This window comes from Streptomyces sp. Tu 3180 (genome assembly GCF_009852415.1).
Classification (GTDB): domain Bacteria; phylum Actinomycetota; class Actinomycetes; order Streptomycetales; family Streptomycetaceae; genus Streptomyces.
Genome location: NZ_WOXS01000002.1, coordinates 6,789,695 through 6,813,145, shown reverse-complemented (window position 1 = coordinate 6,813,145; position 23,451 = coordinate 6,789,695). Strand labels below are relative to the sequence as shown.

The window sequence follows — 23,451 nt, the reverse complement described above, 5'->3', positions numbered from 1 at the left end:
GTCCCGCACGTCCCGGCACGGCCGGGAACACCGCGGCCGCCTCCGCTGTTGACGCACAGCGGTACAGCGAAAGGCGGAGCCGTGCACGGTGAGTACAAGGTTCCCGGCGGCAAGCTGGTCGTCGTGGACGTGGACGTGGAGGACGGCGTGCTGCGCCGCGCGCGCGTGGCGGGCGACTTCTTCCTCGAACCGGACGAGGCGCTGGACGCCGTGAACCACGCCCTGGACGGCGCCCCCGCCGACACCGACGCGGCCGGGCTCGCCGCGCGGATCGACGCGGCCCTCCCCGAGGGGACCGTGATGTACGGGCTGACCTCGGAGGGCGTCGGCATCGCGGTGCGCCGGGCGCTCGCGCACGCCACCGACTGGACCGACTACGACTGGCAGCTGGTCCACGAGGGTCCGCAGGCCCCGGCGCTGCACATGGCGCTGGACGAGGTGCTCACCGCCGAGGTCGCCGCGGGGCGCCGCCCGCCGACGCTCAGGGTGTGGGAGTGGGGCGCCCCCGCGGTGATCATCGGCAGCTTCCAGTCCCTGCGCAACGAGGTCGACCCCGAGGGCGCGAGGCGGCACGGCATCGAGGTCGTGCGCCGGATCTCCGGCGGCGGGGCGATGTTCGTGGAGCCCGGCAACACGATCACGTACTCGCTGTCGGTGCCGGAGGCGCTGGTGCAGGGGCTGTCCTTCCAGGACAGCTACGCCTACCTCGACGACTGGGTCCTCGGCGCGCTCGGCGACATGGGCATCGGTGCCTGGTACCAGCCGCTGAACGACATCGCCACCGACCAGGGCAAGATCGCGGGCGCCGCCCAGAAGCGGATCGTGGGCCCGGACGGCGGCCCCGGCGCCGTGCTGCACCACGTGACCATGGCCTACGACATCGACGCCGGCAAGATGACCGAGGTGCTGCGCATCGGGCGGGAGAAGCTGTCCGACAAGGGCACGAAGAGCGCGAAGAAGCGGGTGGACCCGCTGCGCCGGCAGACCGGTCTGCCGCGCGAGGCCGTCATCGAGCGGATGATCGACTCGTTCCGCCTCCGGTACGGGCTCGCCGACGGCAAGGTGACGGACGAGGAGCTGGCCCGCGCGCAGGAGCTGGCCCGGACGAAGTTCTCCTCGCCGCGGTGGACGGCCCGCGTGCCCTGACCGACGCGCCTTTCCCTCCCCGCGCATCGCCGCGCCGCACCCGCCCGGCGACCGACCGCACGGCAGAACGGCGGCACGGACCGGGTCCAGGCGGTGCGGCCGGACCCGCGCCGCAGCCTTTCGGTGAGGGCCGGGCCCTTCGCCCCGGTCCGGGCGGACTACGTTCCCGGGTCCGGCCCGGCCCCACGTCGACGCGGCACGAGGGAGGGCCGGACGGCCGCGCGCGGGTGTCCGCCGGAGCTGACAGACCGTCGGAGCTGACGAGCCGCCGGAGCTGACAGGCCGTCGGCGTCGCCGCGACGGGGCAGGAGAGGCGTGCCGTATCGTCTCCGTGGCACATCGAATGAGTGTTTGATGAGGAAGACGTGAATACAGAGAGCAACATACGCCTGCTGGTCGACACGTTGACGACGCAGCGCGACGAGTTCCTCGTCCAGTGGACCCGGACCGTGGGCGAGGAACTGCGCGGCAGACTGAGCGTGGCCGAGCTCGGGCGGGAGCTGGGCGAGCTGTACGACGCCGTCCTCGACGCCATGGCCGCCGGATCGCTGGACAGCCGCCGGGAGGAGTTCGGCGAGGTGCGCAGCCTGCTGATCGAGCTGTCCCGCAACCGCGCCCGGCAGGGCTTCAGCCCCACCGAGACCGCCCGCAGCGTCTTCGCCCTCAAGGAGGTGCTGGAGCCCTCCCTCACGGGCGACACGGACAGCGCCCGGGCCTACCTCCAGTTCGCCCATCTGCTGGACGGCCTCGGCCTGCTGACCTCCGAAGCCTATCTGCGCACCCGTGAGGAGATCATCTCCTCCCAGGCCGAGCAGCTCCTCGAACTGTCGACGCCCGTGGTCAAGCTGTGGGACGGCGTCGTGGGCGTCCCCCTGGTGGGCACCCTCGACTCGGCCCGCACCCAGGTCGTCATGGAGAAGCTGCTGCAGACCCTCGTCGACACCGACTCCACGCACGCCATCATCGACATCACCGGCGTCCCGACCGTGGACACCCAGGTCGCGCAGCACCTGCTGAAGACGGTGGTCGCCGCGCGCATGATGGGTGCCCAGTGCATCGTCTCGGGCATCCGGCCGCAGATCGCCCAGACCATCGTGGCGCTCGGCATCGAGTTCGGTGACATTCCCACCAACTCCTCGCTGTCGGACGCGCTGCGCCAGGCACTGAAGGAGATCGCGCTGGACGCCGAGGACGACGTGCGGGGTCTCCTGTGACCGACCGCGTTCCCGTCCTCAAGATCGGCGAGGTCCTCCTGGTCTCCATCCAGACCGACCTGGACGACCAGATGGTCCTCGACCTCCAGGAGGACCTGTCCCAACGCATCGTCACCACCGGCGCCAAGGGCGTCGTGATCGACATCTCCGCCCTGGAGATCGTCGACTCCTTCGTCGGGCGGATGCTGGCCAACAACGCCGCCGTCTCGCGCCTCCTCGGCGCCGAGACCATCGTCGTGGGCATGCGGCCCGCGGTCGCGATGACCCTGGTCGAGCTCGGGCTGTCCATGAACGGCGTGCGCACGGCCCTCAACCTGGAGCGCGGGCTCAAGCTGCTACGGCGCATCGCCGCGGGCCGCGCATGAAGGACTACGCGGCCGCGAGCACCTCGACCGAGACCGCGTCGGTCGCCACCAGCGGCGACGTGGTCAGCATGCGGCAGATGGTGCGCACCCTCGCGCAACGGTGCGGCCTGTCGCTGGTGCACCAGACGAAGCTCGTCACGGCCGCCAGCGAGCTCGGGCGGAACATGCTGGTGTACGGCGGAGGAGGCGTCGTTCGCGTGGCCCCGGTCGTCGACGTGGGCCGCTGCGGCGTCTTCGTGGAGTTCCGGGACAAGGGTCCTGGCATAGCGGACATCGAGCTGGCGCTGACCGACGGCTGGACGTCGGGCAACGGCATGGGACTCGGCCTCAGCGGCGCCAAGCGGCTCGTGGACGATTTCGACCTCGAGTCCGGGCCGTCCGGTACGACCGTGCGCATTGTGAAGTGGGGCAGGTGAACGACGACCTCGTCGTCGAGGCCGGCGACGTGCACTGGCTGCGCGCGGACGTGGCGCTGGCCGCCGCCGCCCGCCGCCAGGCCGCGCAGCTCGCCCGCGGCCTCTGCTTCTCCGAGGACCGGGTGGCACGTGTCGAGCTGTGCGTGACGGAGATGGCGACCAACCTCCTCAAACACGCGCACGACGGCTCGCTGGCCCTGCGGGTGGTGCGCACCGACGGCCGTGCCGCCGTGGAGTGCCTGTCCCTGGACAACGGGCCCGGCATCGACGACCTGCACCGGGCCCTGCTCGACGGCACGTCGACCGCCGGCAGCCTGGGCATCGGCATGGGCGCCATCGGCCGGCTCGCCGACGTCAGCGGCGTCCACTCCCTGCACGGCCGGGGCACGGTGGTCCAGGCGCGCTTCTGGACCGACGGGCAGGTGCCGGCTCCGCGTCCGGTGGAGGCCGGCGGTCTGACCCGCCCGATCAGCGGCGAGCGGATGTGCGGCGACACCTGGAGCGTGCGCACCGCGAACGGTCACGGCCCCGACGCCCTGCTGCTGATGATGTGCGACGGGCTCGGACACGGCCCCCTGGCGGCCAGGGCCGCCGAGCGGGCCGGCAGCGCCTTCCGCGAAAGCACCCGGACGAGTCCGGCCGACGTCCTGCAGGACGTCCACCAGAACCTGCGCGGCACCCGCGGCGCGGCCGTCGCGATCGCCCTGGTCGACGTCGCCGCCCGGCGCGTCCGCCTGAGCGGGGTCGGCAACGTCACGGCGCTGGTCGCCACCGCGGACACCCGGCACGGTCTGCTGTCCATGCCCGGCATCGTCGGGGTGCAGATGCCCAGGCCGCGCACCTTCGAGGCGGCCTTCCCGCCGGGAGCGGCCCTGGTCATGCACACCGACGGCCTCAGCGGCCGGTGGAAGCCCGCGGACTTCCCGGGACTGTTCGCCCAGGCCCCGGTCGTGGCCGCCGCGCAGATCCTCAACCAGGCCGCGGTCCGCAGGGACGACGCCGGGGTCGTCGTCGCCGCGTACAGGCAGCGATGACCGCCGGGGCACCCGTCCACGAATTGGCCACCCTCCTCCTCATGGAGGAGGGGGACGTGGTCACGCTGCGCCGGTGCACCCAGACCGCCTGCCGCGCGGTGGGCCTGACGGGCAGTTCCCTGGTCCGGCTGACCACCGTGGTGAGCGAGGCCGGTGAGCACCTGAAGGGCGCCTCGGACCTGACCGCGCAGCTGTGCCTCGAGGAACGGGACGGGCTGCGCCTGGCCGTGCGCTTCGACTGGCGGGAGGCCCACCGGCCGCCGTCGACCCTGCTGACCGCCGCCTCCCGCCTGCTCGACGGCAGCTCCCTGGAGCTCTCGGACGGGGACGGCCGCCACCGGCTCGTGCTCGCCCAGCGCATCCCCGCGCCGACGGCGTCCGCCGCCGAGCTGGCCGGCGAGGTGCGCGGTTCGCTGGTCGGCGCCGACACCGCGGCCGACCTGATCGAGGCCCTGCGCACGCAGAACCGTCACCTGCTGGCCGCGCTGGAGGAGTCCCAGCGCCAGCAGGAGGAGCTCCAACGGCTCAACGCGGAGCTGGAGGAGACCAACGCCGGCGTCCTCGCGCTCTACTCCGAGCTGGCGAGCGAGCTGGAGGAGACCAACAGCGGGGTCGTCGCCCTCTACGCGGAGCTGGAGGACAAGACCCGCCAGCTCGAACTGGCCGACGAGTACAAGACCCGCTTCTGGGCCAACGTCAGCCACGAGCTGCGGTCGCCGGTGAACTCCGTCATCGCCCTCGCCCGGCTGCTGCTGGACACGGCGGCGGACCCGCTCTCCGACGAGCAGCGCCAGCAGGTGGCCATGGTGCACGCGTCCGGCAGCACGCTGCTGACCCTCGTCGACGAACTCCTCGACGTCGCCAAGGCCGAGTCCGGCCGTCTGGAGCCGCACCTCGCCGAGGTGGACCTGCGCTCGCTGCTGCACCAGTTGCGCGGCATGCTGCAGAGCACGGCGCAGCCCGGGGTCGACCTGCGCATCCCGGACCCGGCGTCGCACGGCACGCTCGTCACCGACGAGGTCATGCTGACCAGGGTCCTGCGGAACGTGCTGTCGAACGCGCTGAAGTTCACGGCCGACGGCTCGGTGGTACTGGACGTCGCCGAGGAGGAGCGCGAGGACGGCGTCCACGCCGTCTTCCGGGTCGAGGACACCGGCGTCGGCATCCCGACCCATGAAATCGAGCGTGTGTTCGAGGAGTTCTACCAGGTGCGCGGGCCGCATCAGCGGGGGCGGCCCGGCACCGGCCTCGGGCTGCCGTACGCCCGCAAGCTGACGGAACTCCTGGGCGGCACCCTGAGGCTGGACAGCGAGGTGGGGCTCGGCACCCGGGTGGTCATCGAGATCCCCGCCCGTCCCAGCCGGCCGGCGGCCCGGGGGAAGCAGGCCACGGCCGTCCGCGGCCCGGTGCGCTCCGTCCTGGTGGTCGACGACGACGAGGCCTTCCTGACCGGTTTCCGGGCCGTGCTGAAGGGCCTGGTGGAGACGGTCACCACGGTCACGGACAGCGCCGAGGCCGTCGCGGCCGTCGAGCGCGGGCGGCCCGACGTGGTCTTCCTGGACCTCAACATGCCCGGCCCGGACGGCTACGAGGTCCGGCGGCTGCTGGCCCGCGAACCGGCGACGGCCGACGTGCCCGTGATCGTCCTGACCGCGCTCGAACCCGCCCTCGTCGACCGGACGCGCCTCGCGGGCACCCACGCCGTGCTGAACAAGTCACGCCTGACCGCCGCGGCCCTCGCAGACGCCCTGGAGCGGCTGCCGGCCGGGCCGCCCGCGGCGCAGGAACCCCTTCCCGCCCAGCCGAAGTCGTCCACGGCCAAGGAACACCCATGACCCTTCCCCTCGACGCGGAGAACCGTCCGGCACACATCCTGGTGGTGGACGACATCCCCACCAATCGCTACGTCCTCGCCACCGCCCTGCGCCGGGCCGGGCACGAGGTCACCGAGGCCGAGGACGGCACCCGCGCGCTCGAACTGCTCGACGGGCCGGGCCCGCTGCCGGAGCTCGCCGTCGTCGACGTCCGGCTGCCCGACATGACCGGCTTCGAGGTCTGCGAGCGCATCAAGGGCAACCCCGCCACGGCCGCGGTCCCGGTGATCAACATCTCCGCCTCCGCCATCACCGTCGACGACCGGGCGCAGGGGCTCTACCGCGGGGCCGACGCGTATCTGGTCGAACCCATCGCCCCCGACGAACTGCTCGCGACGGTCACCGCCAACCTGCGCTACGCCCGGGCCCGCCGCCGCGCGGAACTCCTCGCGGACCGCCTGAGCCTGCTCAACCGCACCACGCTGGCGCTGTACAGCGCCGCCGACGCGCAGGAGCTGGTCAGGGTGGCGGCCGAGGGGGCGGCGGCCGTCTTCCGCTGCGAGGCGGCGGCCTTCCTCACCGCGCCGGAGGGCGGCGCGCTGGTCGCCCACACCTGGCACGACCGGGACACCTCCACGCCGTGCGACGGGCCGCGGGTGCACACCGTCCCCGGCTGGTCGCACCGCGGTGACACCCCCGCCCGGGCGCGGCCGGGGCAGGCGGCCGCAGGCGACCTGCCCTGCCTGCCGCCGGACCTGAAGGACCCGGAGGGACGGCGCACCGCGCTCGGCCGCGCCAAGCCCGACCGCCCGCCCGTCGCCGTCCTCACCCCGGCGGACGCGGTCGTCACGCCGGACGACGAGCAACTGCTCGACCAGCTCGTCCAGGCCAGCGCGCTGGCCCTGGAGGCGCTGCGCAGCTACAGCGAGGAGCACGCGCTCGCGCTCACCCTGCAGCGCAGCTTCCTGCCCGAGAGCCTCCCGGAGACCGGGCACGCGGAGCTGGCGGTGCGCTACCTGCCCGCCGGCGAACACACCGAGATCGGCGGTGACTTCTACGAGGCGATCGACACGCCGGACGGCCTGGTCGTGGCGGTGGGCGACGTCGCCGGCCACTCCCTGGACGCGGCCGTGGTGATGGGCCAGGTCCGGCACGCGCTGCGCGCCTACGCGGTGGAGGGGCACCCGCCCGAGGCGATCCTCGAACGGCTCGACCGCCTGCTGACCTCCGTCGAACCCGGCGTCACGGTGACGTTGTGCATCATCCTGATCGAGTCCGGCTCCGACGCCATCCGCGTCGCGAACGCCGGGCATCTGCCGCCGCTGCTGCGCAGCCCGGACGGCACGACCGCCTACCTCTACGAGCACGGACCGCTGCTCGGCCTCGGCCTGCCCCACCCGGCGGCCCACAGAGTCGCCGTGACGCCCGGTTCGCTGCTCCTGCTGGTCACGGACGGGCTGATCGAGCGCCGCCACGTCCACCTCCAGGACTCACTGGACGTCCTCGCCTCCGTGGTCGGCAAGACGTCCAGTGACCCCGAGGAGGCCTGCGCCCAGCTGCTGGAGTGGCTGCCGCCGGACGGCAGCGACGACGTGGCCCTCCTGGCGGTACGGCTGAACGGCACGCGGGCCGACCGGCCGGCTCCCGGACCGGGCGGCCGGCGAGCCGCCCCTGGGGGCGGCCGGGCGTGAAGTGCCCCGCGCACGGGCGGTCGACGACGATGCCGGGACGGCCGATGGACAGGCCCGGGGCCGGGGAGACCGGGACGGTGCGCGGCAGTGTCGTCCCGTGTCCGTCGCGCGGCAGGACCGCTGCCGACAGGGCGATCCGCCCGCCCGCCGGACGCACACGGCCGCACCGCTCGCGGACGGCGAGGACCGGCTCGGCCAGGTGCCGGTGCTGACGGACGATTTCGTTCACCCGCGCTCCCCCGTGCGCGTACGCCGTGCCGCCGCTCGACGGAGACCGGGACGTCCGCGCGCGGTCGCCGCGGCGGACCGTGCGCGGGGGGCCGCGGCGCGCGCCGCCGCAGGTGCCGCTCCCGCTCCCCCGGCGGTGACGTACCGCTGGCCGGTGCGGGCCGGGCGCAGGTGCAACCGCAGGACCGGACCGGGCACGCAACGCCTTTCGTCGTCCTCCGGCACCTGACCGCGCGTCACGTACGCCCGCCCTGCCGCATCACCGTCCCGCCCGGAACCCTCCCGCCCGGCGCGGGCCGTGGGCCGTCCCGCGGGCAAGTCGCCCTTGTCCCGCCGAAACGCGCCAAACGAAACCGCCCGGCGGTACGCCGCCGTCACCGCCCGCCTACGGAGCGAGTTGACCCTTCCGCACCACACCGATGCGTGTGACACTGGCGTCCCGTCCGCAGTGCGGACTCCCTCCGCACCGTCCCCCACGAGAAGTGCGCCGTGCGTTCCTTGCCTCTGCCGCTCGCCCTGACCGCACGCCTGTCCCCGGTGGTCGTCCTCGCCGCGGCGGGCTGGGCGTTGTCCTCCGGCCCGTCGGCCGCACCGCAGGCCGCCGGGAACGAGTCCGCGGACAGGACGGAGAACCGGTCCGCCTCCGCCCCGTCGGCGACGCAGGCGGCGAAGACGTACACCGCCGCGCCCGCACCGTGCACCGCGCTGGCGGAGAAGACCGTCAAGACCCTCGTGCCGGGCGCCAAGACGGCCGGCAAGGAGATACCGTCCACGGACGCCGAGCTGCGCCGCACCTGCTCCTGGAACGCGCTCGAGGGCTACGAGTACCGCTGGCTCGACGTGTCCTTCGAGGTGCTGGAGTCGGACGAGGCGGCGGAGCGGTCGTACGGGGGACGCCTGGCGGAGAAGAGCGGCGGGGGCCCGGTGCCCGGGCTCGGCGACGCCGCGTACTCCGTCGTGAACCTCGCCACCGAGGACAAGCAGCAGACCCGGGAGGGCGTGGTGGTGGCCCGCTCCTCCAACGCGCTGGTGGTCGTGACGTACAACGGCAGCGACTTCGAGTCGAAGAAGGCGCCCGGCACGGACGAGATCAACAAGGGGGCCATCAAGGCCGCCAAGGAGGCGGTGGCGGCCCTGGAGGACGGGCAGGGCTGACCCCCTCGCTCCCGGGGCGCGTCGGGCGGACCGCCCGCCCCGGCCCCGGCCCGCGGTCCCGATCGCCCCGGCGTCCCCCGGCGCGCTCCTGGGCCTCCGGCACCGGTCCCGGTCTCCCACACCGGTCCGGAATTCACGATCCGGTGACATCTGTCACACGTGTCCGCGATCTACGCAGACCGCTTAGTAGAACCCGCTCCGACGACATAAGGGATTTGTCCGTCTTGCCGCGAACGTGGAGCGGGCCGCGGCGGGCGGGGCCGGGCGGGGAGCCGGGGGACGCGCTTCTTTCGCCGTGCGAAGGCTTCTGACGGGACGGCAGACACCCCGGGAGGATCTTCGAGAGCAGGTCGGCACGCTCTTGCGCTCATCGCAAGACCCCCGCAGACCTACGAAGCAAAGTAGTGCAAAGGCCCTTTGCGCCCGCTGTCGGACCGTCCGAAGAATGACCAGCCTCCGGACAGCAGGGGTGAGGTCACGCATGGGAAAGCATCGCCATCAGCACCAGTACCGGCGGACGGTCGTCGCGACAGTCGCCATGGGGGTCATAGGGATACCCTCCGTCGCCATGGCCTGCGCCGACTGGCCCGGTGACGGGCAGCCGCAGGACCGGGCCGCCACCGCCTCGGCCGCGGCCGAGGACAAGTGGGACGGTGCCGACTGGTACAGCCAGTGGAGCAGCCGGCAGCACGACGAGCCCCCGGCGGCACCGTCGGGCACGCCGACCGCCACCGCGAGCGCTTCGCAGAGCGGAGCGCCGAAGCACGGCGGCACCGATCCGTCGCACGAGCCGAAGCCGCACCAGCCGAAGAAGACGGCCTCCGGGGCACCCGCCTCCAAGCCCACCACCGCGGCCCCGAAGCCCACCGCCACCGCTCCGAAGCCCACCGCCACCGCTCCGAAGCCCACGGCCACCGCTCCGAAGCCCACGACGGCGGCCCCCAAGCCCACCACCGCCGCCCCGAAGCCCACCACCGCGGCCCCGAAGCCCGCCGCGACGGGCGGGGCCACGTCCTCCGGGGCCGTCGCCAAGGTCGTGGAACTCGTCAACGCCGAGCGCGGGAAGGCCGGTTGCTCGCCGGTGAAGGTGAACACCGCCCTGACCGAGGCCGCGCAGAACCACAGCGAGGACATGGCGGCGAGCGGCACCATGTCGCACACCGGCTCGGACGGGTCCTCGCCCGCCGACCGCATCACACGCGCCGGCTACAGCTGGAGCACCTACGGCGAGAACGTCGCCCACGGCTACTCCACTCCCGAGCAGGTGATGGCCGGCTGGATGGCCAGCCCCGGGCACAAGAAGAACATCCTCAACTGCTCGTTCAAGGAGATCGGTGTCGGTCTGGCGCAGCCCGGCTCCTACTGGACCCAGGACTTCGGCACGGCCCGGTAGCCCCCGGTACGCTCACGCGCGCCGGTGGCCCGCCATCAGCGCGCCGTACACGACCAGCGACGCCGCCAGACCCACCGCCCAGCCGTAGTCCGCGAGGGGCTTCAGGAAGGGGATCAGCCCGTCCTCGGGGAAGGGACCCTTCCCCGGGGCCGAGTGGGAGCCGCCCACCGCGAGCACCCCGCCGGCCAGGAAGGCGGCGACGGCGCGCAGGTTCCAGCCGGACGTGTACCAGTACCGTCCGGCCGGCGTGTACAGGGCGGGCAGGTCCAGGACGGTGCGGCGCACGAGCCAGTAGTCGGCGATGAGGATCCCGGCGACGGTGCCCAGCAGCCCTCCGACCAGGCCGAGCCAGGTGAAGATGTACAGCTCGGGCGTCTCGGTGAGCTTCCACGGCATGATCAGCACGCCGACGACACCGGTGATCAGCGCGCCGGTGCGGAAGCTGATCAGCCGCGGCGCCAGGTTCGCCAGGTCGTACGCCGGTGAGACCACGTTCGCCGCGATGTTCACCGAGATGGTGGCGACCAGCACCGTCACCAGGGCGAAGAGCAGTCCGAAGACGTTGTCGGTCCTGGCGGCCAGTGCGACGGGGTCCCACACCGGGGCCCCGTACACCGCCTGGCTGCCGGAGGTGACGAACACGGACAGCAGCGCGAACAGCGTCATGGTGGTGGGCAGTCCGAGCGTCTGGCCCCGGACCTGGGCGCGCTGGCCCGCGCCGAAGCGGGTGAAGTCGGGGATGTTCAGGCTCAGGGTCGACCAGAACGCGATCATGCCCATGAGGGCCGGGAAGAACACCGGCCAGAAGTCGGCGCCCCAGCCGAGCCGCGAGGGCTGGTCGAGCAGCGGCCCGAGACCGCCGGCCTCGTTCGCGATCCAGGCCAGCAGCACCAGCGCGCCGACGATGACGAACGGCGCGGCCCAGTTCTCGAACCGGCGCAGTGTCTCCATGCCCCGGTGGATGATGGCGAGTTCGAGGGCCCAGAACAGCACGAAGCAGACCCACAGCGTCCAGGGCTGCCCCCCGATCTCCGACGCCTCCGCCCAGCCGCCGAACACCTTGCCGAGCAGGACGAAGATCCCCTGGCCGCCGATCCAGGTCTGGATGCCGAACCAGGCGCAGGCCACCCCGGCCCGGATCATCGCCGGCAGGTTGGCGCCGCGCAGCCCGAACGAGGCACGGGCCAGCACCGGGAACGGGATGCCGTACTTGGGGCCGGCGTGACCGGTCAGCAGCATCGGCGCGAGCACGATGACGTTGGCGAGCGCGATGGTGAACACGGCCTGCCTCCAGTCCATGCCCAGGGCGACGAGACCGGAGGCGAGCAGCCAGGAGGGGATGTTGTGCGCCATCCCCACCCACAGGGCCGCGAAGCTGTACGTCGTCCAGCGGCGGCGGGCCAGCGGCACGGGCAGCAGGTCGTCGTTGACGAAGCGGTGGTCGGTGAGGGTGACGCCCGGCGGGAGCTCGACGCGTCCCGCCGGGTCGGGTATGGGGCTGCCGGGTGGCACGGGCGGGGTGGGCGGGACGGTCGCGGTCATGGGCGTGCCCTTCGGCGGAGGTACCGGTCAGCGGCTGAGTGCCGGGATGATCTCCGCGCCGTACGCGTCGATCGTCGTCTCCTGCGCGTCGTGCATGTCGTACACGGCGAACTGGTCCACGCCCAGCTCGCGCAGCGTCTTCAGCTTCTCGATGTGCGCCTCGGCCGGGCCGAGCAGGCAGAACCGGTCGACGATCCCGTCGGGGACGAAGTCCGCGGACGGGTTGCCGGCCCGCCCGTGGTGGCTGTAGTCGTAGCCGTGCCGTTCCTTGATGTACGACGTCAGCGCCTCGGGGACCAGGTCCGAGTGCTCGCCGTAGCGGGCGACCAGGTCCGCGACGTGGTTGCCGACCATGCCGCCGAACCAGCGGCACTGCTCGCGGGCGTGCGCCAGGTCGTCGCCGACGTACGCCGGGGCGGCGACGCAGACGGTGACGGAGGCGGGGTCGCGCCCCGCCTCGGCGGCCGCGTCGCGCACGGCCTTCACCATCCACTCGGTCAGGTACGGGTCGGCGAGCTGGAGGATGAAGCCGTCGGCCTTCCGCCCGGCGAGGGCGAGCGCCTTCGGCCCGTACGCCGCCATCCAGACGGGCAGCTTCCCGTCCCGCACCCACGGGATCCGCAGCGGCTGCCCGTCGACCTCGGCCTCGCGCCCCTCGGCGAGGTCGCGGATCACGTCGATCGCCTCGCCCAGGCGGGCCAGCGTGTTGGGCCTGCGGCCGGCGACGCGCATCGCGGAGTCGCCCCGGCCGATGCCGCAGACGGTGCGGTTGCCGAACATGTCGTTGAGGGTGGCGAAGGTGGAGGCGGTGACCTCCCAGGTGCGGGTGCCCGGGTTGGTGACCATCGGGCCGACCCTCAGTTTCGTGGTGTTGGCCAGGATCTGGCTGTAGATCACGAACGGTTCCTGCCACAGCACGGCGGAGTCGAAGGTCCAGCCGTGGGTGAAGCCGCTCCGCTCGGCGCGCTTCATCAGGCTGACGACCCGCGAGGCCGGCGGGTCGGTCTGCAGAACGAGTCCGAAGTCCATGCGCACCGCTCCTAGGTGAGGTACTGGCAGGTGGAACGCGGGAGGTAGGCGCCGTGCCCGGCGCGCCCGGTGTACTCCCGCTCGGTGATGACGGGTTCGCCGCGCGAGAGGACGGTCTCGACCCGGCCGGTGACCCGCTTGCCCTCGTAGGCCGAGTAGTCGACGTTCATGTGGTGGGTCCCGGCGGACATGACCTGCTCGGCGTGCGGGTCGTAGATCACGACGTCGGCGTCGGCGCCCGGCGCGATCGTGCCCTTCTTCGGGTAGAGGCCGAACATGCGGGCCGGGGTCGCGCAGGCGATCTCGATCCAGCGGCGGCGGGAGATGTGCCCGTCGAGGACGGCCTGGTGCAGCAGGTCCATGCGGTTCTCGACGCCCGGCAGACCGTTGGGGATCTTCGAGAAGTCGCCCCGGCCCAGCTCCTTCTGTCCGGTGAAGCAGAAGGGGCAGTGGTCGGTGGAGACCACCTGGAGGTCGTTGGTGCGCAGCCCCTTCCACAGGTGCGCCTGGTGTTCGCGCGGCCTCAGCGGGGTGCTGCACACGTACTTGGCGCCCTCGAAGTCCGGCTCGGCGAGGTTGTCGGTGGACAGGAACAGGTACTGCGGGCAGGTCTCGCCGAAGACGTTCAGGCCCTCGTCCCGGGCCCGGATCAGCTCGGCGACGGCTTCCGTGGCGGAGACGTGCACGACGTACAGCGGGGCGCCCGCGACCTGGGCGAGCCGGATGGCGCGGTGGGTGGCCTCGGCCTCCAGCAGGGCCTTGCGGACCTCGCCGTGGTACCGGGGGCCGGTCTCGCCCCGGGCCAGCGCCTGTTCGACGAGCACGTCGATGGCGATGCCGTTCTCGGCGTGCATCATGATCAGCCCGCCGTTCCCGGCGGAGCGCTGCATGGCGCGCAGGATCTGGCCGTCGTCGGAGTAGAAGACCCCCGGGTAGGCCATGAACTGCTTGAAGCTGGTCACCCCCTCCTCGATCAGGAGGTCCATCTCCTTCAGCGTCTCCGGGTTCACGTCGGAGACGATCATGTGGAAGCCGTAGTCGACGGCGCAGGTGCCCTCGGCCTTGGCGTGCCAGGCGTCCAGGCCCTCGCGCAGGGAGCGGCCGACGCTCTGCACGGCGAAGTCGACGATGGTGGTGGTGCCTCCCCAGGCGGCGGCCCGGGTGCCCGTCTCGAAGGTGTCCGAGGCGAAGGTGCCGCCGAAGGGCAGCTCCATGTGGGTGTGGGCGTCGACCCCGCCCGGGATGACGTACTTCCCGGTGGCGTCGAGGGTCCGCTCGGCGGTGAGGGCCCCGGCGGCCGGGGTGCCGGAGGCGGCGAGGGCGGCGATGCGGCCGTCCTCGATCAGGACGTCGGCGTGGATCTCGTCGGAGGCGGTGATGACGAGGCCGCCACGGATGACGGTACGGCTGCTCATGGTGCTCCCTCTCCTCGCGTGCTCGGTGCTGTCAGGGGGCGGTCAGCGGTCCGTAGGCTCCCGGGGCGCGGTCGCGGTAGAACTGCCAGCGGTCGCGGACCTCGCGCAGCTTGGCCAGGTCCAGGTCGCGGACGACGAGTTCGCTCTCCTTGTCGCTCGCCGGCTCGCCGACGAACCGGGCCTCGGGGTCGACGAAGTAGCTGGTGCCGTAGAAGTCGTTGTCGCCGAGCTCCTCGACGCCGACCCGGTTGATCGCGCCGACGAAGTACTCGTTGGCGACGGCCGCCGCCGGCTGCTCCAGCTGCCAGAGGTAGCCGGAGAGGCCGCGGGAGGTGGCCGACGGGTTGAAGACGATCTCGGCGCCGGCGAGTCCCAGCGCCCGCCAGCCCTCCGGGAAGTGGCGGTCGTAGCAGATGTAGACGCCGATCCGGCCGGCCCTGGTGTCGAAGACGGGCCAGCCGCCGTTGCCGGGCCGGAAGTAGAACTTCTCCCAGAACCCCTTCACCTGGGGGATGTGCGTCTTGCGGTACTTGCCGAGGTAGGAGCCGTCGGCGTCGATCACCGCGGCCGTGTTGTAGAGGACCCCGGGCTGCTCCTCCTCGTACACCGGCAGCACCAGGACGATGCCCAGCTCCTCGGCGAGCGCCTGGAAGCGCCGCACGACCGGACCGTCCGGGACGCGTTCGGCGTAGGCGTAGAACGCCGGGTCCTGCACCTGGCAGAAGTACGGTCCGTAGAACAGCTCCTGGAAGCACAGCACCTGGGCGCCCTGGGCGGCCGCGTCGCGGGCGGCCCGCTCGTGGACCTGGATCATCGACTCCTTGTCGCCGGTCCAGGCGGTCTGGAAGACGGCGGCACGGATCACTGGGCTCATCGGGACCTCCGGTCGCTCGGTGTCCGGCGAGCCTAGGAAGCGGACGCGCCCGCTTTGAGTGGCACCGTGTCACGTCTGCGGGGGCGCCGCGTGCCACCGTGTCACCTTGGAACGAGCCCATGTTTAACCGCCATTGTCACAGGTGGTCCGTCGTTTCACTGCTGTTGCGCGTCGTGCGCGAGGAGCGCGATGTGCACCGAGGCGGCCTGTTCGAAGTCGTCGAGGTCCACGCCGAGTCGGGCCTGTATCGCCTCCAGGCGGCGGTACAGCGCGGGCCGGGAGACGTGGTGCAGCTGCGCGGTGCGGGACTTGTTGCGGCCGGTGGCGAGGTAGGTCCGCAGCACGGACAGCAGGTCGTCGTCCGGCCCGCGCAGCAGCCCGTCCAGCTCCCGCTCCGCGAAGGACTGCACCCGGGGGTCGTCCCGCAGCAGCCGGATCAGTCCGCGCAGATGGACGTCCCGGAGGCGGACCACGGCCGGCAGGTCCAGCGCGGCGGCGGAGCCGGCGACGGCGTCCACCACGTGCCGGGCCTCGCGCAGCCCGGCGGGCACGTCGTCGAACGCGGTGCGCGCGTCGGCCGCCGCCACCACGACCGGGTCCGCCCCCGGCTCGGCGCGCAGCCGGGCCGCGAAGTGCGCGGTGAGCGCCTCGGCGTCCTGGTCCCGGGCGAGGCTGAGCAGCACGGCGGTCACCGCGTCGGCCAGCTCGGCGACGACGCCGGGCAGCCCCAGCAGGCGCAGCACGCGATCGAGCCGGTGCGCCTCCCGGCCGTGCACGACGAGGGGGACGAAGGTGCGCCGGTTGACCGGCAGCCCGGCCGCGCGGGCCCGGGGCAGCAGCCGCCGGGCCGGTACGGTCCCGCCGACCAGGTCGGTCAGCAGGCCCTGCGCGGACTGCTCCTCCCAGGAGCGGGCGGCGTCGCCGCCGAGCATGCGGTGCAGGACGAGGGCCTCGGCGGCGCGGTCGGCGAGCAGCCGTCCGGTGGCCCTGTCGCCGCGGTAGCCGCACAGCACGATCCGGCCCCAGTGCTCCCCGCGCCCGCCCAGTTCGGCGCGGATCCAGCCGTCGCCCCCGGTGCCGCCGGCCTGGCGGGCGATGCGCTCCCAGTCGCGCAGCACGTCGTCCACGGCCGGCCGCTCCCCCGCCGTGCCGAGGACGCGGTGGGCGAGGTTGGTGACGACGACGGGGCAGCCGCTGTGCCGGGTGACCTCGTCGAGCAGGCGCTGCAGCGGGGCGCCCGCGGTGATCAGCGCGGTGAGTTCGCCGCGCACGGCCTCGGAGAGGCTGACGGCGGCGAACTTCCGCCGCACCAGGAGGGACTGGACCTCCTCGGTCAACTGGGCGAAGGGGGAGGGCCGGTGGAGCACCACCAGGGGCAGTCCGCAGCGCTCGGCCATGCGCCGCATCGCCTCCGGCGGGGACGGGAAGGCGCGGCCCAGTCCGAGGACCACGGCGGCGGCCTCCGCGCGGTGCAGGGAGCGGACGTACTCGGCCTGCTTGTCCTCGTCGCCGGCGAGCAGCACCCCGGTGGTCAGCACCATCTCGCCGCCGCTGAGCATCACCCCGACGTCGGCCGCCTCCGCGACGTGCACCCAGCGCACCGGCCGGTCCAGCCGGTCGGCGCCGGCCACCACCTCGGGCTCACCGGCGAGCACCCGCTCCAGCGCGAGGACCTGCCGGACCGACAGCGCCGGTGTCGACGGCTCCCAGGTGGTCATGGCGGTGTCCCTCCGGTCGGTGTGCCGCTACCGGATGCTCCTCAGAGCCCGCTCGAGGATCGCGGCGCCCTCCTCGGCCTCCGCGACGTTCAGGGTGAGCGGCGGGGCGATGCGCAGGGCGCTGGTGTCGTGTCCGCCGCCCTTGCCGACGAGCAGCCCGCCCGCGCGGGCCTCCTCCAGCACGGCGGACACGGCCGCGTGATCCGCCTCGTCGGTGCCGGGCCTCGTCAGCTCGATGCCGATCATCAGCCCGCGTCCGCGCACCTCGCGCACGGCCGGGACGTGGGCGGCGACGGCGCGCAGCCGCTCGATGAGCAGGCCGCCGACCCGGCGGGCGTTGCCCTGGAGGTCGTGTTCCAGGAGGTAGTTGAGGTTGGCCAGGCCCGCCGCCATGGTGATCTGGGTGCCGCCGAAGGTGGAGATGCTGTTGGCGTCCAGGCAGTTCATGATCTCGGCGCGGGCGACGACGCCGCCGATGGACATGCCGTTGCCGATGCCCTTGGCGAAGGTCAGCATGTCGGGCGGGCCGCCGCGGCCGTGCGCCTGCCAGCCCCAGAAGTGCTCGCCGGTGCGGCCCCAGCCGGTCTGCACCTCGTCGGAGATCCACAGCACGCCGTGCTCGTGCAGCACCTCGCGGAAGGCCGCGTACAGGCCGTCGGGAGGCGAGGTGAAGCCGCCGACGCCCTGGATCGGCTCGGCGATCAGCGCGGCGGGCGGGCGGGTGTGGCCGAGGAGGTCCTTCAGGTCGTCCACGCAGGCCGCGACGAAGTCGTAGTCGTCGAGGGCGGCGAACGGCCCCCGGGTGCGCACTCCGCCGTGGACGTACAGCGTCTGGAGCGGGGAGAGCGCGGTCGGGGACCAGCCGCGGTTGCCGGTGACGCCGACGGCGCTGAAGGAGCGGCCGTGGTAGCTGTTGCGCATGGCCAGGACGGTGTTGCTGCGCCGGTGGGTGGTGGCGAGCAGCAGGGCGGTGTCGTTGGCCTCGGTGCCGGAGGTGGTGAAGAAGACCCGGGCGTCCGGGATGCCGCTCAACTGGGCGATGCGTTCGGCGAGTTCAACCATCGGCCGGTTGAGGTAGAGGGTGGAGGAGTGGATGATCCGCCCGGCCTGTTCGCTCACCGCTTTGGTGACCTCGGGCAGGGCGTGGGCGGTCGCCGTGGTGAGGATGCCGCCGAAGAAGTCGAGGTAGCGGTTGCCCTCGGAGTCCCAGACGTGGCGGCCCTCGCCGTGGGTGATCTCGATGGGCTCCTCGTAGTAGAGGGCGAGCCAGTCGGGGAGCACCGAGCGGTGGCGGCCCAGCAGGTCGTCGGTCACGGCCGTACCAGCCCTTCGTAGGCGTCGGGGCGGCGGTCGCGGTAGAAGGCCCACGTCTGCCGCACCTCTTCGATGAGGTCGAAGTCCAGGTCGCGGACCAGGAGTTCCTCCTTGGTGTCGCTGGCGACGTCACCGACGAACTGTCCGCGCGGGTCGACGAAGTACGAGGTCCCGTAGAAGTCGTTGTCCCCGTACTCCTCCACGCCCACGCGGTTGATCGCGGCGACGAAGTACTCGTTGGCGACGGCCGCCGCCGGCTGCTCCAGCCGCCACAGGTGGGACGACAGGCCGCGGTGCGTGGCGGACGGGTTGTACACCAGCTGGGCCCCGTTGATCCCGAGCTGCCGCCAGCCCTCCGGGAAGTGGCGGTCGTAGCAGATGTAGACGCCGACCTTGCCGACGGCGGTGTCGAAGACCGGCCAGCCCAGGTTGCCGGGCCGGAAGTAGAACTTCTCCCAGAATCCCTTGACCTGCGGGATGTGGTGCTTGCGGTACTTGCCGAGGACGGTGCCGTCGGCGTCGATCACGGCGGCGGTGTTGTAGTAGTAGCCCGACTGCTCGATCTCGAACACCGGCACCACGATCACCATGCCGGTCTCGCGGGCCAGCTCCCGCATCCGGCGGGTGGTCGGGCCGTCGGGGACGGGCTCGGCCCAGCGGTAGTGCTCGGCGTCCTGGACCTGGCAGAAGTAGGGGGAGTTGAAGACTTCCTGGAACCCGATGATCCGCGCGCCCCGCCGGGCCGCCTCGCGGGCGTGCTCCTCGTGCTTCGCCAGCATGGACTCGGTGTCGCCGGTCCAGGTGGCCTGGACCAGAGCGGCACGTACGACGTTGGCCATGAGCTGCTCCTTCGACGCGACGTCAGCGCCTCTACGCCCGTAGAAACGGTCGTAGAGGGACGAACGTAAGCCTCTCGGGCGGGCTTGCCAAGACCATCGTCGTCGAGGCCGTGGAGTCGATCACGTTTCACACTCCGGTGGGTGAGCTCCGGGGCGGGCGGGAGGGCGCCCGGCCCGGCCCGTTCAGACGGCGGACCCCGCGACGCGCAGGGCGTGCAGCACGTCCCGGTGCCGCTCCTCCGAGACGTCCCGGGCGGCGGCGAGGAGCAGGGGGACGAGCCGCCGCGGGTCGGCGGCGGCCGTGCGGGCCGCCTCCTGCGGGGTGCGCACGCGGACACAGGCGCCGAGCAGCGCGCGCACCTCGCGGTGCCGCTCCTCGAGGGCCAGCGCGAGCACCGCCCGCCCGATCTCGTCGGCCGGCCGGACCACGCCCTGCCGCAGGATCTGCTCCCCGTCCGCCGCCCGGCCCGCCGCGGTGAGCGCGTCGGCCGCGGCGACCAGCCGCCCGGCGGGCAGCGAGGCGGCCTCCCACAGCAGGGTCGCCCAGTCGGCGCCGAGACCGGCCCGCTCCAGCCCGGCCGCGAGCAGCGGGAGGCGGGCGGCGGGCCAGTGCGCGGCGTCGATCAGCAGGGCGTGCGCCTCCCCGCCGCGCCCCTCGCCGCGCAGCCGCGCGAGCGCCTCCACGACACGGTCGACCTCGCGCCGGTCGCCCGCGTCCACGGGTGGTCCGCCGCGCGCCTCCGCCCGCCGGCCCACCTCTTCGGCGGCCCCGGCGAACCGGGCTCCGCGCGGGGTGCGGCGCGGGCCGGGGGCGGGCGCGGGAAGGGTCGGGGCGTCCGCCGGGGAGGCGACGACGGGGGCGGCGGCCTGCTCGTCGGCCATCCCGGCGAAGCGGGCACCGCCGCGGCGGCGCCTGCGCGAAGCGGGAGCAGGAGTGGGAGTGGGAGCGGGAGCCGTGGCGGGCCGTTCGGCGGCACCGTCCGGGAGCGCCGGCACGACGCGCTGCCGCGGCGTTCCCGCACCGTCCCCGTCGCCGCCGGGCCCGGCCGGACCCGCGCCGTCGCGCGACGGCCCGCCGGGGGCGCCGCCCGGCGCCGTGCCCTCCCGCGGACGCGTGTGCGGCGCCCCGCCGGACGGGCGGTGGGCGGGGTCCGTGTCCCCCGTCCGCCCGTCCAGGGCGGCCAGTCGCGCCCGGAGTTCCGCGCAGCGCGCGGTGGCGCGTTCGTGGTCGTCCCGGGCCCAGGCGAGGTCGGCGCGCAGGGCGTCGGCCTGCTCGCGGGTGGCGGCCGAGGCGAGCGCCCGGCCCAGTTCCGTCCACCGCTGCGCCGCGTGCCTCTGCTCGCGGAGCATGACGTCCAGGCGGGCGCCGACGGCGTCCCGGGCGCCGGGACGGGCGTCGTGTGCGGCGAGGGCCGCGGCCCGCAGGACACGGGCCCGCCGGGCCTCGGCCTCGGCGGCCGGGGGGCCGTGCGCGACGGCCAGGTCCTGGAGCAGGGACTCCACCACGTCCCAGGGCGGCGGCTCACGCCCGTCGAGGCAGGCCCGCATGCCCTCGGGATCCCGGTGCCAGAACACCGCGCACCAGCCGCCGGACTGATCCAGGCGTGCCAGCAGACCCCGCAGGTAGTTCGTGAACTCCCGTATCCCGTCCGGGAGTCGCTCCGCCGCCATAGCCAACTCCCGCCAGAACTGGAGCACTCCGCCCCGTAGGTAACACCAGTCGTGTTACGGCGGCGCTACGGAGAGTTTTCCGGCAGGAAGTGGGGGACGCGCCGGCGCCCCGGCGTCCGGGCGGGCATCGCGGAGGTGACGCCGGGGCCGGTCGCGCGGGCGGGCCCGGCCGGGCCCGCACGACTGCGCGGGGCGAAGCGGAAGGCGCGTGGTGCGCGTCGGCGGGTCATGGATGCGCCCCGGCGGCTCCCTCCCGCCGGCCGTGGAGCACCCGGTGCCGCCGGCCGGGGGTTACGGGCCGGGGCGCACGTGGGAACGTTTCTCCGCGCGGAGGTGCGAGCGGACGCCGTTCGCCCGGTCGACGGCGCGGGACGGAACCGGACCCGCGGTCGGCCGAAATCGTCCGCCATTAACTCATGATCATATTTTTCTGCATCCTCTTGCCAGACCGCGCGGTTCTGCCGCTAGCTGGGTGCCGCACCGCTCCTCGCCCCGGCTCCCGATGGGCAGGGGCACGCCCGACGGCCCGCCGGAGACGGCGACGCCGCCGGCGAGGGGAGCGGACCGCGCACCAGCACGCGAGGAGAGTCATGAAGAAGGCCTACGAAGCGCCGACGCTCGTCCGTCTCGGTACGTTCCGGAAGGAGACCGGACTCCTGGGCAAGAGCGGCAACGACCGGCTCATCCTGAGCAAGAACTGACGGGCGACGGCACCGACCCGACGTCATGACACCACTGCACGCATGTGCGGGGACGGGCCCCGGCGACGCGCACTTCGCGGTCTTCACCGACAGCGAGGACGCGGCCGCCGTGGCCCGCTCCTTCGCCCGGCCCGGCTGCCGGATCGTGAACCATCCGTCGGGCCGGCCCTGGCTGGTCGGCCACTGGCACGACGACGAGGCCGTCACGGCACGGGCCGGCGACACCGCCCTGGCCGTCATCGGCTGCTGCCCCGTGGAGGCGGACGAACTGCGGCGCAGGGCGGCGCGGTTGCGCGACCTCGCCGGGACCGACGCGCTGGCCCGCTCCCTCACCGGCAGCTTCCACCTGGTGGCCGCCCTCGACGGGCGGATCCGGGTGCAGGGCACCGCCTCCGGCCTGCGGCTCGTCTTCCACGCCGAGATCGCCGGCACCAGGGTGGCCGCCACCCGGGCCGACGTGCTCGCCGACGCCCTCGGGCTCGACCCCGATCCCGGGGAGCTGGCCGTCCGGCTGCTGTGGCCGGCCCCCCATCCGCTGTACGAGACGTCCCTGTGGCCGGCGGTCACCGCCGTACCCCCGCAGGACGCCGTGGTCGTCGCCTCGGACGGGCGCACCGCCCGGCACACCCGCTGGTGGACGCCGCCGGAGCCCGTCGTGCCGCTGGCCGTGGCGGCCGGCCCGGTCCGCGAGGCGCTCCAGGAGGCCGTCGACGCACGGACCCGGCGGGGCGGCGTGGTCAGCTGCGACCTGTCCGGCGGGCTGGACTCCACGTCCGTCTGCTTCCTCGCCGACCGCTCCCCCGCGCGCGTGGTGGCGGGCACCTGGCCCGGCCGCGACCCCGCGGACACCGACCTGTACTGGGCCGAGCAGGCGGCGCGGCACCTGCCGGACGTCGAGCACGTCGTCTGGGACGCCGACGCCTCGCCGCTGGTCTACGACGGCCTGCTCGACATCGACGACGTCCTGGACGAACCCACCATCGGCGTGATGGACCGCGCCCGGGCCCTGCACCACCTGCCGGGGCTCGCCGCGCGCGGCAGCCGCGTGCATCTGACCGGCATCGGCGGCGACCACGTGGCCTGGTGCTCCGAGGCGTACTACCACCGGCTGCTGCGCACCCGTCCGCTGCACGCCCTGCGGCAGCTGCGCGGGTTCCGGGCCCTGTGGCGGTGGCCGCTCGGCGGCACGGTCCGCGCCCTGGCCGACACGCGTCCGTACGGGACGTGGCTCGCCGACGCGGCCGGCCGGCTGCGGGAGCCGGCGGCCCCGTCCTCCGTCTCCACGGGACTCGGCTGGGGCACGGCCCCCCGCCTGTTCGGCTGGGTGAGCGCGGACGCCGAACGGCTGGCGCGGCGGGCGCTGCTCGACGCCGCCGCGACGGCCACGCCCCTGCATCCCGACCGGGGGATGCACGCGGACCTGGAGCAGATCCGCTCGACCACGCGCGTCATCCGGCAGTGGGACCACATGGCGGCCCGCACCGGCCTGCCGATGGCCTCCCCTTTCTTCGACGACCGGGTCGTCGAGGCGTTCCTCGCGGTGCGCCCGGCCGAGCGCGTCACGCCGTTCCGGTACAAGCCGGTGCTGACCGCGGCGATGAGCGGGGTGGTTCCCGAGCCGTGCCTGCGCAGGACGACCAAGGCCACCGCCTCCATGGACGCCTCCAACGGACTGCGCGAGAACCGCGCCGACCTGCTGGCGCTGTGGGAGGACTCCCGGCTGGAACGGCTGGGCCTGGTGGACGGGGCCGAGCTGCGCCGCCTCGCCCGGCGGCCGGCCTCCCCCGGGCTGTCCGACGCCGTCCTCTACTCGACGATCGCCGCCGAGGTGTGGCTGCGCGGGCTGTCCCGCAGCCGCGGCGGCGCCCGTGTCCCGTAGCCCTCCGCGGCCG

19 protein-coding genes are annotated in these 23,451 nt (G+C 73.6%); 11 read left to right on the top strand and 8 right to left on the bottom strand.

What is annotated here, in order from left to right; translation table 11 throughout:
• Nucleotides 1-81 precede the first annotated feature (81 nt).
• The 9 genes from GL259_RS31245 (at nucleotide 82) to GL259_RS31205 (ending at nucleotide 10,456) form a co-directional block, all read left to right on the top strand.
• Complete coding sequence (locus GL259_RS31245; protein WP_159536621.1) at nucleotides 82-1,146, top strand: biotin/lipoate A/B protein ligase family protein; 1,065 nt, start codon at nucleotides 82-84, stop codon at nucleotides 1,144-1,146.
• 365 nt (nucleotides 1,147-1,511) lie between these two features.
• A complete protein-coding gene (locus GL259_RS31240; protein WP_159536620.1) occupies nucleotides 1,512-2,360 on the top strand; it encodes an STAS domain-containing protein in 849 nt (282 codons plus the stop codon).
• Entirely contained in the window at nucleotides 2,357-2,725 is a 369-nt protein-coding gene (locus tag GL259_RS31235) for an STAS domain-containing protein (RefSeq protein ID WP_159536619.1), read from the top strand. The genes GL259_RS31240 and GL259_RS31235 overlap by 4 nt, the downstream gene beginning before the upstream one ends.
• The gene (locus GL259_RS31230; protein ID WP_159536618.1) at nucleotides 2,722-3,141 is read left to right on the top strand and encodes an ATP-binding protein; all 420 of its coding nucleotides are present in this window, start codon (nucleotides 2,722-2,724) and stop codon (nucleotides 3,139-3,141) included. The genes GL259_RS31235 and GL259_RS31230 overlap by 4 nt, the downstream gene beginning before the upstream one ends.
• Nucleotides 3,138-4,175: an ATP-binding protein gene (locus GL259_RS31225; protein WP_159536617.1), complete on the top strand. Its 1,038-nt coding sequence runs from the start codon at nucleotides 3,138-3,140 to the stop codon at nucleotides 4,173-4,175. The genes GL259_RS31230 and GL259_RS31225 overlap by 4 nt, the downstream gene beginning before the upstream one ends.
• A gap of 41 nt (nucleotides 4,176-4,216) precedes the next feature.
• On the top strand, nucleotides 4,217-6,010 hold the full coding sequence (locus GL259_RS31220; RefSeq protein ID WP_243762432.1) for an ATP-binding protein: 1,794 nt from the start codon (nucleotides 4,217-4,219) through the stop codon (nucleotides 6,008-6,010).
• Nucleotides 6,007-7,680: a fused response regulator/phosphatase gene (locus tag GL259_RS31215; RefSeq protein ID WP_159536615.1), complete on the top strand. Its 1,674-nt coding sequence runs from the start codon at nucleotides 6,007-6,009 to the stop codon at nucleotides 7,678-7,680. The genes GL259_RS31220 and GL259_RS31215 overlap by 4 nt, the downstream gene beginning before the upstream one ends.
• A 717-nt stretch (nucleotides 7,681-8,397) precedes the next feature.
• Nucleotides 8,398-9,063: a hypothetical protein gene (locus GL259_RS31210; RefSeq protein ID WP_159536614.1), complete on the top strand. Its 666-nt coding sequence runs from the start codon at nucleotides 8,398-8,400 to the stop codon at nucleotides 9,061-9,063.
• Nucleotides 9,064-9,544: 481 nt separating this feature from the next.
• Nucleotides 9,545-10,456: a CAP domain-containing protein gene (locus GL259_RS31205; RefSeq protein WP_159536613.1), complete on the top strand. Its 912-nt coding sequence runs from the start codon at nucleotides 9,545-9,547 to the stop codon at nucleotides 10,454-10,456.
• A 12-nt stretch (nucleotides 10,457-10,468) separates the two neighbouring features.
• On the opposite strand, the gene GL259_RS31200 is transcribed toward GL259_RS31205, so the two are convergent.
• The 8 genes from GL259_RS31200 to GL259_RS31165 all read right to left on the bottom strand — a co-directional run bounded on the left by GL259_RS31200 (nucleotide 10,469) and on the right by GL259_RS31165 (nucleotide 20,858).
• The gene (locus tag GL259_RS31200) at nucleotides 10,469-11,998 is read right to left on the bottom strand and encodes an NCS1 family nucleobase:cation symporter-1 (RefSeq protein ID WP_159536612.1); all 1,530 of its coding nucleotides are present in this window, start codon (nucleotides 11,996-11,998) and stop codon (nucleotides 10,469-10,471) included.
• Nucleotides 11,999-12,025: 27 nt separating this feature from the next.
• A complete protein-coding gene (locus tag GL259_RS31195) occupies nucleotides 12,026-13,027 on the bottom strand; it encodes a TIGR03842 family LLM class F420-dependent oxidoreductase (RefSeq protein ID WP_159536611.1) in 1,002 nt (333 codons plus the stop codon).
• Between the two features lie 11 nt (nucleotides 13,028-13,038).
• A complete protein-coding gene (gene hydA, locus GL259_RS31190) occupies nucleotides 13,039-14,442 on the bottom strand; it encodes a dihydropyrimidinase (RefSeq protein WP_159536610.1) in 1,404 nt (467 codons plus the stop codon).
• Between the two features lie 31 nt (nucleotides 14,443-14,473).
• Nucleotides 14,474-15,316, bottom strand: coding sequence for a nitrilase-related carbon-nitrogen hydrolase (locus tag GL259_RS31185; RefSeq protein WP_159536609.1), 843 nt, complete (start codon nucleotides 15,314-15,316; stop codon nucleotides 14,474-14,476).
• A 155-nt stretch (nucleotides 15,317-15,471) separates the two neighbouring features.
• Complete coding sequence (locus tag GL259_RS31180; protein ID WP_159536608.1) at nucleotides 15,472-17,034, bottom strand: PucR family transcriptional regulator; 1,563 nt, start codon at nucleotides 17,032-17,034, stop codon at nucleotides 15,472-15,474.
• A 27-nt stretch (nucleotides 17,035-17,061) separates the two neighbouring features.
• The gene (locus GL259_RS31175) at nucleotides 17,062-18,348 is read right to left on the bottom strand and encodes an aspartate aminotransferase family protein (RefSeq protein WP_159536607.1); all 1,287 of its coding nucleotides are present in this window, start codon (nucleotides 18,346-18,348) and stop codon (nucleotides 17,062-17,064) included.
• Nucleotides 18,345-19,187 (bottom strand): nitrilase-related carbon-nitrogen hydrolase, encoded by an 843-nt coding sequence (locus tag GL259_RS31170; RefSeq protein ID WP_159536606.1) that lies wholly within the window; start codon nucleotides 19,185-19,187, stop codon nucleotides 18,345-18,347. Before GL259_RS31170 ends, GL259_RS31175 begins: the two co-directional genes overlap by 4 nt.
• Nucleotides 19,188-19,370: 183 nt before the next feature.
• On the bottom strand, nucleotides 19,371-20,858 hold the full coding sequence (locus tag GL259_RS31165; protein ID WP_159536605.1) for a hypothetical protein: 1,488 nt from the start codon (nucleotides 20,856-20,858) through the stop codon (nucleotides 19,371-19,373).
• A gap of 590 nt (nucleotides 20,859-21,448) precedes the next feature.
• Between GL259_RS31165 and GL259_RS31160 the strand changes: the two genes are divergently transcribed.
• On the top strand, nucleotides 21,449-21,559 hold the full coding sequence (locus GL259_RS31160) for a keywimysin-related RiPP (RefSeq protein ID WP_159536604.1): 111 nt from the start codon (nucleotides 21,449-21,451) through the stop codon (nucleotides 21,557-21,559).
• 25 nt (nucleotides 21,560-21,584) lie between these two features.
• A complete protein-coding gene (locus GL259_RS31155) occupies nucleotides 21,585-23,438 on the top strand; it encodes a lasso peptide isopeptide bond-forming cyclase (protein WP_159536603.1) in 1,854 nt (617 codons plus the stop codon).
• The last annotated feature ends 13 nt before the right edge of the window (nucleotides 23,439-23,451 follow it).